Below are 16,839 nucleotides of genomic sequence, written 5' to 3'. Positions count from 1 at the left end.
TGCCGGGCCTTTTTTCTTTGTGCCGTGAGGCCCGTTACTGGCTGTTGCCGGTCGTCGCCCAGGCCTTCAGCGCCTTGTCGAAGGCTTCCGCGCCGGCCGTGCCCTTGTCGAGCGTCAGCAATGCGCGGCGGCCGTTGCGATAGGTGATCGGAATATCGATCCAGCTGCGCGTCCGCATCAGTTCGGTGTTCTTGGCGATCGCCTCGGGGAAGTCGTTGAGCGCGATCATGTGGAAGTCGTCGGTGATCTTGGCCGGCACCGCGATCAGCGCGTCGCCGCGGTCCTGCTCGGTGCGCTTCATCGCCACGCGCTGCACGCTCTCGATTCCGCCGCCTTCGAAGCTTTCCGGCAGCGAGAAGACCAGCTCGACGATATGGCTTGCCGGCAAGGACTTGTCGATGTTGCGGCGGAAGGTGATCAGCGCGGTCAGACCCTTGGAGGGCACATTGACCTGCGCGCGCACGACCGGTTCCGGCTTGGCATCGCCGCCCGGCGATTCCTCGGCGCTCGACCAGGCAACCGTACCTTCGATCGCCGTCGGCGCCGTTTGGCCAAGGCGCTCCTCGTAAAGGAACATCTTCTGCGTGATACCGATGGCGGCAGCCTGTTCGCCGGTCGCGGCCGGGGTCTGCGTGCCGGTCGCGGTGGCATCGCCCGTGCCGGCCGGCGTCTGCGCCGTGCCGTCGGTTCCGGTGGCCGGGGTCGTCTGGCCGCCGGTCGCGCCTTCGGTCGTCGCCGCGCCGTTTTCAGTCGCGACACCAGCCGTTTCCGTGGACTGCGCCGCGACGGACTTGCCTTCTTCGCCGGTGCCGCCATCGAGCGCCGGAGCCGGGCCGTTGTCCACTTCCGAACCGTCCGTCAGGAGGCGCTGCGTGAACTTGCCGCTGCTGTTCTGCGTCGCGGAGGCGACCTCGGTCGTGGCGGGCTTGTCGGTTCCCGCATCGCTCGTCTCGGCCGTGTTGGACGGCGTGGTGTTCGACGGCAGGCTGCGACCACCCTCGGCAGTATCGGTCGTTTGCGGTGTTTCCGCAGGCTTCTCCGTCGACGGACCGGTAAAGGAGGCGATCTTCTCGTTGAACCAGCCGTTCACGGTCTCGCGGTTGAGCCAGTAGCCGGCGCCAGCGCCCCCCACGAGCGCAAGCAGCGCCACCGTGGCGGCGAGCGCGCCGAGATTGAGGCGCGACTTGCGCGGCTCCGCCCGGAACGAGCGCTGCGGCGCGCGCGCCGTCTCGGCCGCGGCCGCGGACGTCGCCGTGGCAAATCCGGTCGTGGCGGCCGTCGCCGTTGCCGAAGCAACCGGCTCGGTCTTGGGCGTGAAGCCGATCAGGTCGTCGAGATCGTCCCAATCGCTCTTCTGGGCGGGCTGCCGGGGCGTTGCCTCCGGCTGCGCGGACTTTTCGTCGGGCCATTCCCAGGCAAGCGGATCGACCGCTGCGGCGGCCGACTGGCGCTCCGTGCCGGTGGAGATGGTGGCGGCAGCCGCCTCGTTCCACTCCCACTCGGCCTCTGCCGCGGGCATGCGGGCTTCGGCGACAGGCTCTGCGTCGGGCAGGTGTTCGTCGTGAACCGCATAGACCTGCGGCTCGGGCTCTGCAGCTTCGAAGGTCTCGCCGCCCGCTTCCGGGGCGACGTCCTGCTCCGGCTCCTGCCAGGAGGGCACGTAGTCATCCGCCGGCTCGGCTTCCACCTGCCAGGACGGCTCGACATGCGCCTCGACGGCAACAGGCTCGCGATGAGCGGCTTCGTGATGAACGGGTTCGTCCTCGACAACCGGTTCCGGCTCCTGCTCGGCGACGGTCTCCGCCACCGGCTCGTCAGCCTCGGGCTCGTCGCTGGCAGCCTCTTCGACCGTCACCTCTTCGGCACGATGCTCCACGACAGGCTCATCGTGCAGCTCCGGTTCCGGCTCACTTACCGGTTCGGGCTCAGGTTCCGGTTCGACTTCGGCCAGCTGCGGTTCCGGCTCCGCGACGGCGTCGGGTTCCGCCGCCGCCGGCTCCACCAGAACCACCTCTTCGACGGGCTCCGGTGCGGGTTCGTCGGCAGGCAGCGCCTCGGCATGATCAGCCTCGACGTCGATGATCGCCGCCTCGAGCTTGTCGAGCTGGCGCTTCACAAGGTCATCGGAAGGGCGCGGATTCATGGATTCGAGCTGCCGGCGGACGGCGCCGCGGGCCTTCTCGTAAACCTTCTGCCGCATCTCGGCATTGTTGTCCGAGAGGCCGTCCACGGCCCTCCGAATGACTGCTACAAAATCCGCCATCAGAACTTTCCGTCGTGTCCGTGCGCTATCCCATTGGAATAGGACACGGAACTGGTGTTGAGCTTGAGATTAGTCCTCAAACGGGTCCGTCACAAGTATGGTGTCGTCGCGCTCCGGGCTGGTGGAAAGCAGCGCGACCGGCGCACCGATCAGTTCCTCGACCTGACGGACATATTTGATCGCCTGGGCCGGCAGATCCGCCCAGCTGCGTGCGCCGACCGTCGATTCCTTCCAGCCTTCCAGCGTGATGTAGATCGGCTCGACGCGGGCCTGCTGGCCCTGGCTTGCCGGCAGGTGGTCGATCTCCTGGCCGTCCAGCGTGTAGCCGACGCAGATCTTCAGCTCGTCGAGGCCGTCGAGGACGTCGAGCTTGGTCAGCGCGATGCCCGTGATGCCGTTGGTGGCGACCGACTGGCGCACCAGCGCAGCGTCGAACCAGCCGCAACGGCGCTTGCGGCCCGTCACCGTGCCGAATTCATGGCCCTTCTCACCGAGGAACTGGCCGATCTCGTCGGTGAGTTCCGTCGGGAACGGGCCTTCGCCGACGCGGGTCGTATAGGCCTTGGTGATGCCGAGGATGTAGCCGAGCGAACCCGGGCCCATGCCGGAACCGGCAGCAGCCTGGCCGGCGACCGTGTTGGACGACGTCACGAAGGGATAGGTGCCATGGTCGATGTCGAGCAGCGAGCCCTGTGCGCCCTCGAACAGGATGCGCGCGCCGCGGCGGCGCTCCTTGTCGAGCATCAGCCAGATCGTTTCGCGGTACGGCAGCACGCGGTCGGCGACCGAGGTCAGTTCCTGCATGATCGCCTCATGCGTGACTTCCGCCTCACCGAGACCACGACGCAGCGCGTTGTGGTGCGTCAGCAGGCGCTCGACCTTGCCCGAGAGGCTTTCGAGATCGGCAAGGTCCATGATGCGGATCGCGCGGCGGCCGACCTTGTCCTCATAGGCCGGGCCAATGCCGCGGCGGGTCGTGCCGATCTTGACGCCGGAATTCGACGCCGAGGCGGCGTCCTCGCGAATGCCGTCGAGTTCGCGGTGCAGGGACAGGATGAGCGTGGCATTGTCGGCGATGCGCAGGTTTTCCGGCGAGATCGTAACGCCCTGCTTTGCCAGCTTGTCGATTTCGGCGATCAGCGCATGCGGATCGACCACGACGCCATTGCCGATGACAGCCATCTTGCCGGGACGTACGACGCCGGAAGGCAGCAGCGACAGCTTGTAGCTGGTGCCGTCGATGACGAGCGTATGACCGGCATTGTGGCCGCCCTGGAAGCGCACCACGATATCGGCGCGTTCGGAAAGCCAGTCGACAATCTTGCCCTTGCCTTCGTCACCCCATTGCGATCCGATCACCACGACGTTCGTCATTTCATCTTTTCCCGTTTTCGCGCGCGAAACGCGTTACCGTTTACGCACACGTGCGCGTGCGCCTGAGTTCAAACCCGCGCATCTATACTGTGTTGTCATAGGGAATGCGACCCTGTTATGACGGCCGCCATCCGCTTTTTGCATGACATTCCGCGGTTTTTCACCTTATCTGTGGCACCCGCCGGCGCACCCTGCGCATACCCTTCCCTCATCCGGACAAAGCCGCCTTGAACAGCAGAGCCTATTTCTACCTGACGGTCACATCCCTTTTCTGGGGCGGAAACTCGGTCGCAGGCAAGCTCGCCGTCGGCCATGTCAGCCCCATGGTGCTGACGACCTTCCGTTGGGTCGTCGCGCTTCTCATCATTCTCGCCCTCATGACGCCGCAGGTGAAGCGCGACTGGCCGGTCATCCGCAAGCACTGGCTCCAGCTTCTACTCTACGGCGCCTTTGGCTTCACGGCGTTCAATGCCCTGCTCTATACCGCGCTCGGCTATACCAGCGCCATCAACGCCGTCATCGAGCAGGCCGGCATTCCCATGCTGATCTTCGTCTTCAACTTCGTGCTGTTCCGCATCCAGGCGTCCTTCGCGCAGGTTCTCGGCTTCACGGTCACCCTCGTCGGCGTTCTGGTAACCGCCGCTCATGGCGAATTCTCGGCACTGGCGGAGCTTCAGTTCAATTTCGGCGATGCGCTGATGCTGATCGCCTGCATCGTCTATGCCGCCTATACGGTCTCGCTGCGCTGGAAGCCGACCCTGCACTGGCAGAGCTTCATCGCCGCCCCCGCCTTCGGCGCACTTCTCAGCGCCGTTCCGCTCTTCTTCTGGGAACTGTCGCGCGAGGCCGCCATCCTGCCGGATACGACAGGCTGGATCATCGTGCTCTATGCCGGCATTTTCCCATCGCTGCTTTCGCAGGTCCTTTACGTGCGCGGCGTCGAGATGATCGGCGCCAACCGCGCCGGGCTCTTCATCAACGCCATCCCTGTCTTCGGCACGCTGCTCTCCGTTCTCCTGATCGGCGAGACGCTGCACCTCTTCCATATCGCTGCCCTCCTCCTCGTCCTCGGCGGCATTGCCATTGCCGAATGGGGACGGCCGAAGGACAGGAAGGCCTGAAACGAAAAACCCGCCGGATCGCTCCGGCGGGTTTTCCATTCCGTCTTGGGAGAAGGATGCTCAGTCGACGTTGAAGACGAGCGGCTTGACCTGGCGGATCGCCGTATTGGCGCGCAGCTTGTTCATCACGTCTTCCGAAACGGCGGCATCGACATAGAGCAGCGCGATGGCGTCGCCGCCCTGCTTGTCGCGACCGAGCTGGAAGTTGGCGATGTTCACGCCGGCCGCACCGAGCGTCGTGCCGATGAAGCCGATCATGCCGGGAACGTCGGTGTTGGTGATGTAGACCATGTGGTTGCCCACGTCGGCATCGAGGTTGATGCCCTTGATCTGGATGAAGCGCGGCTTGCCATCCGAGAACACCGTGCCGGCGATCGAGCGGGTCTGATTTTCCGTTTTCACCGTCAGGCGGATGTAACCGTCGAAGACGCCCGACTTGTCACGCTTGACCTCGGAAAGGATGACGCCCTTTTCCTTGATCATCACCGGAGCCGAAACCATGTTGACGTCGGCGACCTGCGGGCGGATGAGGCCGGCGAGCACCGCGCTGGTCAGCGCCTTGGTGTTCATCGTCGCGGTTGCGCCGTCGTAGAGGATCTCGATTTCCTTGATCGCGCTTTCCGTGACCTGGCCGACGAAGGCGCCGAGCACGTCAGCAAGACGGATGAAGGGCTTCAGGATCGGCGCTTCCTCGGCCGTGATCGACGGCATGTTGATGGCGTTGGAGACGGCACCCTTAACGAGATAGTCCGACATCTGCTCGGCGACCTGCAGCGCAACGTTTTCCTGCGCTTCCGTGGTCGATGCGCCGAGATGCGGCGTGCAGACGACATTCTCCAGGCCGAAGAGCGGGCTCTCCGTCGCGGGTTCGACCTCGAACACGTCGAAACCGGCGCCGGCGACATGGCCGGACTTGATGGCTTCGGCAAGCGCGGCCTCGTCGACCAGACCGCCACGGGCGCAGTTGACGATGCGCACGCCCTTCTTGGTCTTGGCCAGCGCCTCCTTGTTCAGGATGCCGCGCGTCTTGTCCGTCATCGGAACATGCAGCGTGATGAAATCGGCACGGGCGAGCAGGTCGTCCAGCTCCACCTTCTCGACGCCCATTTCCTGGGCGCGTTCGGCCGACAGGAACGGATCGTAGGCGATGACATGCATGCCGAGGCCGATGGCCTTCTTGCAGACGATGCCGCCGATATTGCCGGCGCCGATGACGCCGAGCAGCTTGCCGGTGATCTCGACGCCCATGAACTTCGACTTTTCCCATTTGCCGGCCTGGGTCGAGCTGTCGGCCGCCGGAAGCTGGCGGGCAACGGCGAACATCAGCGCGATGGCATGCTCGGCCGTGGTGATCGAGTTGCCGAAGGGCGTGTTCATGACGATGATGCCGCGGCGCGAGGCGGCCGGGATGTCGACATTGTCGACGCCGATGCCGGCGCGGCCGATGACCTTGAGGTTGGTCGCGGCGGCGATCAGCTTTTCCGTCGCCTTGGTGGCCGAGCGGATGGCGAGACCGTCATAGTTGCCGATGATTTCGGCGAGCTTTTCCTTGTCCTTGCCGAGCTTCGGCTGGAAATCGACTTCGACGCCGCGATCGCGGAAGATCTGGACGGCGGTTTCCGAGAGTTCGTCGGATACGAGTACGCGAGGTGCCACGAGAGGCCTCCTTAAATCGGTCTAGGGAGATGAGATAAAGGGTGGCTTCGCCCGATGGACGAAGCCGGTCGCGAAATCAGGCCGCAGCCTTGGAAAGCGTCGCCTTCTGGGTTTCGAAGGCCCAGGTCAGCCACGGCATCAGCGCCTCGAGGTCGGCCGTGTCGATGGTCGCGCCGGCCCAGATGCGCAGGCCCGACGGAGCATCGCGATAGGCGCCGATGTCATAGGCGACACCCTGCTTGTCGAGCAGCGAGACGAGGCCCTTGGCAAAGGCGGCCTGTGCGTCCGCGTCGAGCGCCAGCACGTCCTTGTCGGCAATCGTCAGGCAGACCGAGGTGTTGGAACGCGTCGCCGGGTCCCTGGCGAGATTGGCGATCCAGTCGTTCGTCTCGACGAAATCGAAGATGACCTTGGCATTGGCATCCGCGCGGGCCATCAGGCCCTTGAGGCCGCCGACCTGCTGCGCCCAGAGCAGGGCGTCGATATAGTCTTCGACGCAGAGCATGGAGGGCGTGTTGATCGTCTCGCCCTGGAAGATACCTTCGATCAGCTTGCCGCCCTTGGTCATGCGGAAGATCTTCGGCATCGGCCAGGCCGGCGTGTAGCTTTCGAGGCGCTCGACGGCGCGCGGCGACAGGATGATGACGCCGTGCGCGCCCTCACCGCCGAGAACCTTCTGCCAGGAGAAGGTGACGACATCGAGCTTGGAGAAATCGAGGTTCTGCGCGAAGGCGGCCGAGGTCGCGTCGCAAATCGTGAGACCCTTGCGGTCGGCCGGGATGAAGTCGGCATTGGCGACGCGCACGCCGGACGTCGTGCCGTTCCAGGTGAAGACCACATCACGGTCGAAATCGATCGTGGAAAGGTCCGGGAGAAGGCCGTAATCGGCCGTGATCTTGCGCGTGTCGGGGAGCTTCAGCTCCTTCACGACATCCGAAACCCAGCCCGAACCGAAGCTTTCCCAGGCGACCATGTCGACGCCGCGCGGGCCGAGCAGCGACCACAGCGCCATTTCGACGGCGCCGGTATCGGAGGCCGGTACGATGCCGATGCGGTAATCCGCCGGCACTTCCAGAACATCACGGGTGAGATCGATGGCCTGCTTGAGCTTGGTCTTGCCGATCTTGGCGCGGTGCGAACGACCGAGCGGAGCATCGGAAAGCGCTTCGAGCGACCAGTTGGGGCGCTTCGAGCACGGGCCAGAAGAGAAATGGGTATTGTTCGGACGCACGTCCGGCGGTGTGACGGTTTTCGTCATGATCGCTATCCTTCCAGATAGATAGCTCCTCGTTGGGGAGGAGTGTCCCGCCGCCGTGAATATGGAAGAGGCGTTCTCAAGTCAAGGGGAATATGTCGCTATCGAAAAATAATCCGGCGCAACGGAAACGGCGCGCCGGTTGCCCGACGCGCCGTTCCGCTCATTTACGGAATGCGGGTTCACCAGGTCGGAATACGGAAACCGACACGGATTTCGTGTTTCTTGAAGCCCTCGTCGCGGCCCTTGGCACCGGCGGCGCCATAGCCCTGCTCCGTCGCGCCGTACTGGAACATCCGTCCGCCCGCCGTATCGGAATAGCGGTAACCGACATCGAGTTTAAGCCGCTCCGTGATGTCGACGGTGGCGCCGGCCATCAGGGCATAGGTAAAGCGCCAGCTATCGTAGCCGGCAAGCGATTCTCCGGCATAGGTCGTTCCCGAGCACGCCGCCCCGCCGGCCACGCAGAAGGGCTGCGAATTGAGATCGCCCCAGCTCACGCGGGTCGCGCCGACACCCGCGCCGATATAGGGCGTGAAGCCGGCGAAGGTGCCGATATCGACATAACCGTTGGCCATGACGTTGATCGCGCTGTAGTCGGCGTCGTGGTTGAAGCCGCAGCTCGTGCCCGCCGGATCCGCGCCGCTGCAGGGCGCGGCGATGTTGGAATCCCCACGAAGGTCGCCGCTGAAGAAATCCGTCGTCAGGTCCGCACGGATCATGTCATTGAACTGGTAGCCGACCCCGACGCCGTAGGAGAGATCGTCGGAGAAACGCGCGCTGTCGAAGCTCTCCTGCGAAGCGATGACGCCGCCCGGCGCATAGACCGTGTAGTCAGGCTTGCCGCCCTTCGTCCAGCCGGAATAGCCGAGGTCGCCGCGGATGTACCAGCCCTGCGCCACCGCGCTCTGGGAAATGTCGATTTCCGGCGCATTGATGATGTCGATGTCGCTGGCGCCGGCGGCGGTTGCAAGGAGGCCGGCGAGAACGGCAATGCCAAACGGTGCGATACGGCGGAACATGGTCTCGATCCCCTGCGGCCCGAATGGCCCGGCGTTGCGTGGCCGGTGCGGGCGCAAATCGCCGCCCTACACCGTTGGTTAACCATATTTCTTAAGGAATGAAGAAACGGTTAAGGGCCGCGCCGAACGCAAAAGGCCGCCCCGGAGGGCGGCCCTGGAAGATGCGGTGCAGACGGGTCTTACTTGTAGACCGGCTGTTCGATCGGGATTTCTGCCGGCGGAATGTAGGTCGCCGTTTCGCAGCCGCCAAAGGAGTAGCGCAGACCCGCGCGCGCTTCGTGGCTGTAGAAGCCCTTGTCGTAGCCCGGGCCGCCGTTCAGGTTGTAGCCGAACATCTCGCCCTTGGTGACGTGGCGGAAACGGTAGCCGAGGTCGGCCTTCAGGTTGCAGGTCACGTCGACCGAAGCGCCGGCCATGAGCGCGTAGGTAAAGCGCCAGCTCTTCCTGCCGCGGTGCGTGATCGTCGGGTCGCAATTGGCGGGGTTGCCCGTTTCGCACGACGTGTTGTCGAGGTTGCCCCAATTGACATAGGTGCCACCGATACCGGCGCCGACATAGGGCGTCACGATGCCGTATTTGCCGATGTCGACATAGGCGTTGGCCAGCAGGCTGAGGGCATTCAGGGACGCGACGTCGCGCGAGGTGCAGGCGACGGCCACGCCGCAGCCGCCCGTCGTCGAGCCGTTGAACTTCGACTTGAACATGTAGTCGAGCGTTACGTCGGCACGGAAATGGTCGTTGATCTGGTAACCGACACCGCCGCCGATGGTGAAGCCGCTCTTCAGGCTGGACGAATCGAAATCGCGAAGCGTCGCGTTCGAGCCCTGGAAGAAGTGCGCGCCGCGCATCTTGTTGTAGGACCAGCCCGCGTCACCGCGCAGGTACCAGCCGCTCGTCTCGATGATGGCCTCCTGCACCGGGGCTTCGATGACCTGCGGCTGATACAGATCGGCCGCGTAACCCGACGTGCCTGTCAGCAGGACGGCAACGACGCCACTCAAAACTTTCCTCATGGCCTGACTCCAATAGGCTTGTGCTTGGCATGTCCGGCACGCCGGTCCCCAAGTCCCTCGATCAGGCATGGATAATGGCGAGGAAAGGTTAAGGGCCGATTAACTACGAAAATTTACCGTATCTGTTAATGGCCGTTCACGAATTGGGTAAATTTTCAAATAAAGGCGTCGTTTTTGACTTTCGGCCAAAAGAAAAGGCCGGGGCGAATGCCCCGGCCTTTCAGAAGAGAGGATGCTTTCGCTCAGGCCGCGTTGCGCACCGAGCCGATCACGCCGACAAGTTCATCGACGATGCGCTCGACCTGGGCGCGATCGTCGCCCTCCGCCATCACGCGGATCAGCGGCTCCGTGCCGGAGGGGCGGATAAGCAGGCGGCCGGTCTTGGCAAGTTCGTTTTCCGCATCGGCGATCGCCTGGCGCACCGTGGCATCTTCCAGCGGCTGGCCGGCCTTCACGCGCACGTTCTTCAGCACCTGCGGCACGGGCTCGAAACGGTTGCAGACCTCGCTCACCGTCTTGCCGCTGCGCTTGACGCAGGCAAGGATCTGGAGCGCGGCGACGAGGCCGTCGCCGGTCGTGCCGAAATCGGAAAGCACGATATGGCCTGACTGTTCGCCGCCGACATTGTAGTCGTGCTGGCGCATGTGTTCGACGACATAGCGGTCGCCGACCTTGGTCCGCTGGAGGCCGAGGCCCTTGCCGGTCAGGAAGCGTTCGAGACCGAGATTGGACATGACGGTGGCGACGATGCCGTTGCCACGCAGCATGCCGTCGGCCGCCCAGCTTTCGGCAATGACAGCCATCAGCTGGTCGCCGTCGATGATCTTGCCGTTCTCGTCGATGATCTGCACGCGGTCCGCATCGCCATCGAGCGCGATGCCGATATCGGCGCGCACCTCGTGCACCTTGCGCTGCAGCGTCGAGGGATGCGTGGAGCCGCATTCGAGATTGATGTTGAGACCGTCGGGTTCGTTACCGATCGTCACGACATCGGCGCCCAGCTCCCAGAGCGCGGCAGGCGCCACACGATAGGCCGCGCCATTGGCGCAGTCGATTGCGATGCGCAGGCCCTGCAGCGTGACGTCGCGCGGCAGCGTGCGCTTGGCATGCTCGATGTAGCGGTCGTGCACGCCGTCGATGCGCTTGGCCCGGCCGATCTCGGCGGACTTGGCAAGCTGCGCCATCATGTCCTTTTCGAGCAGGTCCTCGATTTCCATTTCCAGCTCGTCCGAAAGCTTGTAGCCATCGGGGCCGAAGAGCTTGATGCCGTTGTCGTAGAATGGGTTGTGCGAGGCGGAGATCATCACGCCGATATCGGCACGCAGCGAGCGTGTCAGCATGGCGACGGCAGGCGTCGGGATCGGGCCGAGGACGAAGGCATCGATGCCGGCGGCGGTGAAGCCCGCCACCATGGCGTTTTCCAGCATGTAGCCGGACAGACGCGTGTCCTTGCCGATCACCACCCGGTGGCGGTGCGCGCCACGGCGGAAGATCGTGCCCACGGCAATGCCGACCCGCATGGCAAGGTCCGGTGTCATCGGAAAGGTGTTGGATTGCCCCCGGATACCATCCGTGCCGAAATAACGACGTTTCATGTTCGCTCCTGAATTCGCGGGCCTGGCGGCATCCTCTGCCGCGCCCAGCGCAATACGCGTTCGATGTGCCGCGTTCCTAGTGCCATACATCGCGGCACGGAATGGGGAAATACGCTACGCCATCAACGTAACTTTAACCTTAAGACACGCGGCCTCTGCGCCTCTTTGCCACAAAAGCCGGCAAAGAACATCCGGCGTGGAATCAGAATTCGTTACAGACCGTTACCAAAGGAAAACGGCCGGAAAGAACTTCCCGGCCGTTTTGACATGTCTGGACCTGCCCGTTACTGCGGCTGCGGCTCCATGCCGCCCTCCGCTTCGCCGCCCTTCTTGTGGCCGGCCTTCGGAACGGCCGAACCGCGGTGCGGCGGCGTGTCGTCGCCGAGATCGCGCGCCGGCTTTTCGCCGCGGATGAGCGCCTTGATCTCGTCGCCGGTCAGGGTTTCGTATTCGAGCAGACCTTCCGCCAGCGCCACGAATTCGTGGTTCTGCTCGGTGAGGATGCGCTTTGCCTCGGAATAGGCCTCGTCGATCAGGCGGCGGATTTCGTTGTCGATCTTCTGCGCGGTCGCTTCGGAAACGTTCTTCTGCTGCGCGACGGAGTGACCGAGGAAGACCTCCTGCTGGTTCTCGCCATAGGCGACCTGACCGAGCTGGTCGGAGAAGCCCCATTGCGTGACCATCGCCCGGGCGAGCTTGGTCGCCTGCTCGATGTCCGACGATGCGCCCGAGGTGATGTTGTCCTTGCCGAAGGTGATCTCTTCGGCAACGCGGCCACCCATCATGATGGCAAGGCGCGAGACCATCCACTTGTAGCTCATCGAGTAGCGGTCGCCCTCGGGAAGCTGCATGACCATGCCGAGCGCGCGGCCGCGCGGGATGATCGTCGCCTTGTGCAGCGGATCGGCGGCGGGCACCTTGAGCGCGACGATGGCGTGACCGGCTTCGTGATAGGCGGTGAGCTTCTTTTCCGCCTCGGTCATGGCCGAGGAACGGCGCTCGGCGCCCATCATGATCTTGTCCTTGGCGTCCTCGAACTCCTGCATGGTGACGAGACGCTTGTTGCGACGCGCCGCCATCAGGGCAGCCTCGTTGACGAGGTTCATGAGATCGGCGCCGGAGAAGCCGGGCGTACCACGGGCAAGAACCTTGAGGTCGACATTCGGAGCCAGCGGCACGTTGCGCACGTGCACCTTGAGGATGCGCTCGCGGCCGACGATATCAGGGTTCGGCACGACGACCTGGCGGTCGAAGCGGCCGGGACGCAGCAGCGCGGGGTCGAGAACGTCCGGGCGGTTGGTCGCGGCGATCAGGATGATGCCCTCGTTCGCCTCGAAACCGTCCATCTCGACGAGAAGCTGGTTCAGCGTCTGCTCGCGCTCGTCATTGCCGCCGCCGAGACCGGCTCCGCGATGACGGCCGACGGCGTCGATTTCGTCGATGAAGATGATGCAGGGCGCGTTTTTCTTGGCCTGTTCGAACATGTCGCGGACACGGCTCGCGCCGACGCCGACGAACATTTCCACGAAGTCCGAGCCGGAAATCGTGAAGAAGGGCACGTTCGCTTCGCCGGCGACGGAGCGTGCCAGCAGCGTCTTGCCGGTGCCGGGCGGGCCGACGAGCAGCACGCCGCGCGGAATGCGACCGCCGAGGCGCTGGAACTTCTGCGGGTCGCGCAGGAATTCGACGATTTCCTCGAGATCCTGCTTGGCCTCGTCCACGCCGGCGACGTCCGCGAAGGTGACGCGGCCATGCGCTTCGGTCAGGAGCTTGGCCTTGGACTTGCCGAAGCCCATCGCGCCGCGCGAGCCACCCTGCATCTGACGCATGAAGAACAGCCAGACGCCGAGGATCAGCAGCATGGGCAGAAGCGTGCCGATATAGCTGAGGAAGCCGGAGGAACCATCCGTTTCCGGGCGCGCGCTGACCACGACGTTCTTCGCCTCAAGGCGCTGGACGAGCGTGTTGTCGCCATTCGGCGAATAGGTCTGGAAGGTCGCACCGTTCTCGACATAGCTGCCGACGATCTTGTCGCCGGTAATGACGACTTCCTTCACCCGGCTCGAGTCCACCTCTTTCAGGAACTGCGAATAGGGAATTTCCCGCGAGCCGGTCTGGGCCGGGCTCGTCTGGAACATGCTGAACAGCGCGATCAGCAGAAGGGCGATAATCGCCCAGAGGGCGAAGTTTCGAAAATTGGGATTCATCGAACGTTCCGGGCACTTTCCCGGCCAGGGGCTCCCGGCCGTTTCTTTGTCGCCTAACATAGGGTCGCCTTGCGGCCTTGCCAAGGCAAAGCGCATGGCAGGCGGGCATTTCTCGACCAATCTCCTACGGGAAGGTCAACACGGGATTTCCCATCGGCATCTGTCTCATCCTACCACAACGCTTTTGCGCGCGCCTTCATTCGTTCGGCGGAGACACAAACTGCGCCGCACCGACGATATCGGCCAGTGCCTGCGCCAACGGCAGGTCGAAACGCGGCAGGAAATCGGCATAGGGCGCGATTGCCGGCGCGATCGTCGCATCCTGCGCCGTCACGGCGGCGCCATCCTCGAAATTCAGGCAGGGCGCGGCACGGCGCGCCCGCATTACCGGTCCCTGGAGCCCTTCCCCAGCGTCCCCCCGAGCGGAAATCACGAAGGCCTGCCCGGCCTTGCTGGTCACATGGTAGCGCCCGTCCCATGTTCTTGCCTCCCCGGCGGGCAAGACCAGCGGGACGATGCCACGACACTCGCGATAGAGATGGAGCGCGTCGCGCCGGCGGTCGAACACCACCCGACCGGCTGTCAGCCGCGACAGTGTGCCGCTGGCTAGAAAGGCGCGAAGGCGCGTGGCGGACCGGGCCTCGAGGACGTGCACCCGCCCCCCGATGACGGCCGTCAGCAACAGGAGACCGCGCCAGGCGGCGGGCTCGGACAAGGCCGTATCGATGGCGGGAAGCGGCAAAGAGAAGCAGGTCCCATCCATGGTTACGACGGTGCCGGTCAGAAAGTCTGCCGCACGTTGCGAGAACGTGAGCCGGTTCTCCACCGACGGAGACGATCCCGCAGTGCCGCGGTCCCGCACGCGCACCCGCTCGAAACGCGGGTTGCGGTTGCTCGGATCATCGATCCAGCCTTCCCCGTTGAGGGTGAGGAAAGCGCGGATCGAGGCGCGGTCGACATCAAGGAACGGCCGGAGGAGCCAGACGGCGCGGTTCAGCAGAACGGCATCCGCCATTCCGGAGAGCCCGATACCTTTCCCTGCCCGCGCGGCACGCATGGCGACCGTCTCGGTCTGGTCGTCCCGGGTGTGGGCAGAAAGGATCGCGTCCGCGCCCGTTTCCCTCGCCGCGTCCACGAGAAGGTCGTACCGTCTGGCGCGGGCGGCGGCCTGAAGGCCGGTCGCGGGCTTCGCGCCCTCCCAGCGGCGCCTGACATGCGGGACGCCATGGCGGGCGCATAATTTCGCGACCGCCGACGCCTCGTCGGCAGAGCCGGGGCGCAGGTCATGATCGACCGTGCAGGAGCAGAGTTTGATGTTCGGATAGCGCCCGGTGGCGCAGAGCATGGCGAGCGCCACGAGAAGCCCGGTCGAATCGCTGCCGCCGGAAATGGCGACGAGAAGCGTGACGGGGCGTCTGAAACTGTCGAGCAAACGGCCGGCTGCGTCCGTGACGGGGTCGTCAGCGCGGGCCACGGCCTTCGCTTCGTCCGCAATCAGCAGGACAGGCGGCTCTGTTCGGAAGACACCTTGGCCTTCACGGTCTTGGAAGCGTTCGGATAACGCTTGTTCACCTCGCGCAGCGTGGCGCAGGCGGTTTCGCGGTTGTCGAGGGCGGCGAGCGACATGCCGAGCTTCAGCAGCATTTCCGGCGCCTTCTTGGACTTGGCGAAAGTCTGGTGCGCATTGAGGAACGTCTTGGCCGCGTCGTTGAAATTACCCTGCGAATATTGTGCTTCGCCGAGCCAGAAATTGGCGTCCGCCGCCTTGTCGCTGTTCGGGAAGATGTCGAGATAGTCGCGGAACTCGCGCTCGGCCACCTGGTAATCGCCCGAAAGCACATGGCCATAGGCCGCCTGGTAGAGATCGTCCGGATTGTCGAGCGAAGCCGTGGACGACTGCGAGGCCTGGGGCAGGCCGCCATCGACGCCGGGCAGCGCATTGTCATTGCCGAGCGCGGCGCTCTGGTTGTTGAGATCGGGATTGGCGTCGGCACCGATCGGGTTGCCGTTCTCGTCGAACTTGATCGAGCCGAGTTCCTGTGGCTGCGCGCCGCCGCCATCGCCCGGCGTGCCGAGCGTGTCGGTTCCGGCGGTATCACCCGCCGGAACTCCGTTGTTCGTTGCGATCTGCTGATCGGCCGTGCCGCCGTTGACCGGCTTTTCGAGCGCGCCGCTCTTGCCGCTGCCACCGCCCTTGCCGCCTTCGATCTCCTGGAAGCGATACTCGTTGTCTTCCTGGGTCTTGCGGAGCTGTTCCTGCATCTGCAGGAGCTGGTAGCTCATTTCCTCGATACGGCCATTGAGGGTACGGATCTGCTCTTCAAGCTGCCCGACCCGGGGGTCCATGGCCTGCGCGAGAACCACATTGCCCTTCTCGGCCGTTGCATTCTTGGCGGGAAGGAAGCCGTTCGCCAGCGTCGAGAGCGGCGATGCGCTGATCGGCCCGACCGTTAGTGCCACCGCTGCGAGACTGAGAACGCCTGCCGCGACAAGTTTCTTCATCTATCTTCGTCCTGTTGGTCCTAGTGAGCGCCGAAGCGCCGCCGAAGAGTTTTCCAAATGCTCTCAAAAAGCAACGGAGTTCGGCCAAAGTGTGTTGAAAAAAGAAAGGCGGCCCTGCGGCCGCCTTTCGCATCGTCCTTCCGGAGAAGGAATTACATGCCAGCGCCGCCGAGAACGGTGACGGCGCGACGGTTCTGCGACCAGCAGGAAATGTCGTCGCAGACGGCGACCGGCTTTTCCTTGCCGTAGGAGATCGTCTTGATGCGGTTCGCCGGGATACCGCGCGAAACCAGGTACTGACGGGTCGAAGCAGCGCGGCGTGCGCCGAGCGCGAGGTTGTATTCACGCGTGCCGCGTTCGTCGGCATGGCCTTCGACCGTGATGGCGTAGTTCGAATACTGCTGCAGCCACTGGGCCTGGCGGTCGAGCGTCGCGGCAGCATCTGCGCGAACCGACGAAGAGTCGGTGTCGAAGAAGATACGGTCGCCGACGTTCACCGTGAAGTCCTGCTGCGAACCGGGCGTTGCGGCACCGGCGCCACCGTTGAGGCCGAGGTCGCCGGCACTGTTCGGCAGGTTCTTCTTGGAAGCGCAGCCTGCGAGGGCCAGCGACATGAACAGGGCGATCATAGCCGGGTTGCGGGCGATGGTCTGCATGCGGCCAGCGGCCGGGGTATGAATGCGGCTCATGAGCCGGTCTCCTTGCATCAGTTCTTGCGTCAAGTTCGTTGAAGCGCGGTTTTCAATCAGGGTTGCCAGACTGTAACCGCGGTCGGTTAATCCCTGTTCAACGATTATGGTTAACGATTGCTTGTAAGACCGTCCCCGGCCC

12 protein-coding genes are annotated in these 16,839 nt (G+C 64.2%); 1 reads left to right on the top strand and 11 read right to left on the bottom strand.

What is annotated here, in order from left to right:
• Nucleotides 1-34: 34 nt before the first annotated feature.
• Both V8U06_RS07735 and V8U06_RS07730 read right to left on the bottom strand, forming a co-directional pair.
• The gene (locus tag V8U06_RS07735; RefSeq protein ID WP_427140167.1) at nucleotides 35-2,263 is read right to left on the bottom strand and encodes a hypothetical protein; all 2,229 of its coding nucleotides are present in this window, start codon (nucleotides 2,261-2,263) and stop codon (nucleotides 35-37) included.
• A 69-nt stretch (nucleotides 2,264-2,332) separates the two neighbouring features.
• Complete coding sequence (locus V8U06_RS07730) at nucleotides 2,333-3,637, bottom strand: adenylosuccinate synthase (protein WP_226917978.1); 1,305 nt, start codon at nucleotides 3,635-3,637, stop codon at nucleotides 2,333-2,335.
• Nucleotides 3,638-3,864: 227 nt separating this feature from the next.
• Between V8U06_RS07730 and V8U06_RS07725 the strand changes: the two genes are divergently transcribed.
• Nucleotides 3,865-4,758: a DMT family transporter gene (locus V8U06_RS07725; RefSeq protein WP_427140166.1), complete on the top strand. Its 894-nt coding sequence runs from the start codon at nucleotides 3,865-3,867 to the stop codon at nucleotides 4,756-4,758.
• A 60-nt stretch (nucleotides 4,759-4,818) separates the two neighbouring features.
• Here V8U06_RS07725 and serA read toward each other — a convergent pair whose 3' ends face one another.
• The 9 genes from serA to pal all read right to left on the bottom strand — a co-directional run bounded on the left by serA (nucleotide 4,819) and on the right by pal (nucleotide 16,697).
• Nucleotides 4,819-6,414, bottom strand: a complete 1,596-nt coding sequence (serA, locus tag V8U06_RS07720) for a phosphoglycerate dehydrogenase (protein ID WP_427140165.1) — start codon at nucleotides 6,412-6,414, stop codon at nucleotides 4,819-4,821.
• A 76-nt stretch (nucleotides 6,415-6,490) separates the two neighbouring features.
• Entirely contained in the window at nucleotides 6,491-7,672 is a 1,182-nt protein-coding gene (locus V8U06_RS07715; RefSeq protein WP_427140164.1) for a phosphoserine transaminase, read from the bottom strand.
• A gap of 179 nt (nucleotides 7,673-7,851) precedes the next feature.
• On the bottom strand, nucleotides 7,852-8,691 hold the full coding sequence (locus tag V8U06_RS07710) for an outer membrane protein (protein ID WP_427140163.1): 840 nt from the start codon (nucleotides 8,689-8,691) through the stop codon (nucleotides 7,852-7,854).
• A gap of 179 nt (nucleotides 8,692-8,870) precedes the next feature.
• A complete protein-coding gene (locus V8U06_RS07705) occupies nucleotides 8,871-9,704 on the bottom strand; it encodes an outer membrane protein (RefSeq protein ID WP_427140162.1) in 834 nt (277 codons plus the stop codon).
• Between the two features lie 242 nt (nucleotides 9,705-9,946).
• Nucleotides 9,947-11,299, bottom strand: coding sequence for a phosphoglucosamine mutase (glmM, locus tag V8U06_RS07700; protein WP_427140161.1), 1,353 nt, complete (start codon nucleotides 11,297-11,299; stop codon nucleotides 9,947-9,949).
• A gap of 284 nt (nucleotides 11,300-11,583) precedes the next feature.
• Nucleotides 11,584-13,506: an ATP-dependent zinc metalloprotease FtsH gene (ftsH, locus tag V8U06_RS07695; RefSeq protein ID WP_427140160.1), complete on the bottom strand. Its 1,923-nt coding sequence runs from the start codon at nucleotides 13,504-13,506 to the stop codon at nucleotides 11,584-11,586.
• A gap of 196 nt (nucleotides 13,507-13,702) precedes the next feature.
• Nucleotides 13,703-14,980, bottom strand: coding sequence for a tRNA lysidine(34) synthetase TilS (tilS, locus tag V8U06_RS07690; RefSeq protein WP_427140159.1), 1,278 nt, complete (start codon nucleotides 14,978-14,980; stop codon nucleotides 13,703-13,705).
• A gap of 20 nt (nucleotides 14,981-15,000) precedes the next feature.
• Nucleotides 15,001-16,008: a tol-pal system protein YbgF gene (ybgF, locus tag V8U06_RS07685; RefSeq protein WP_427140158.1), complete on the bottom strand. Its 1,008-nt coding sequence runs from the start codon at nucleotides 16,006-16,008 to the stop codon at nucleotides 15,001-15,003.
• A gap of 152 nt (nucleotides 16,009-16,160) precedes the next feature.
• Nucleotides 16,161-16,697 (bottom strand): peptidoglycan-associated lipoprotein Pal, encoded by a 537-nt coding sequence (gene pal / locus V8U06_RS07680; RefSeq protein WP_226917968.1) that lies wholly within the window; start codon nucleotides 16,695-16,697, stop codon nucleotides 16,161-16,163.
• Nucleotides 16,698-16,839: the final 142 nt, after the last annotated feature.

This window comes from Shinella sp. G-2 (assembly GCF_050172695.1).
Lineage (GTDB): Bacteria > Pseudomonadota > Alphaproteobacteria > Rhizobiales > Rhizobiaceae > Shinella.
Note: the sequence above shows the minus strand (reverse complement) of the source record. Positions and strands in the feature narration are given on the sequence as shown.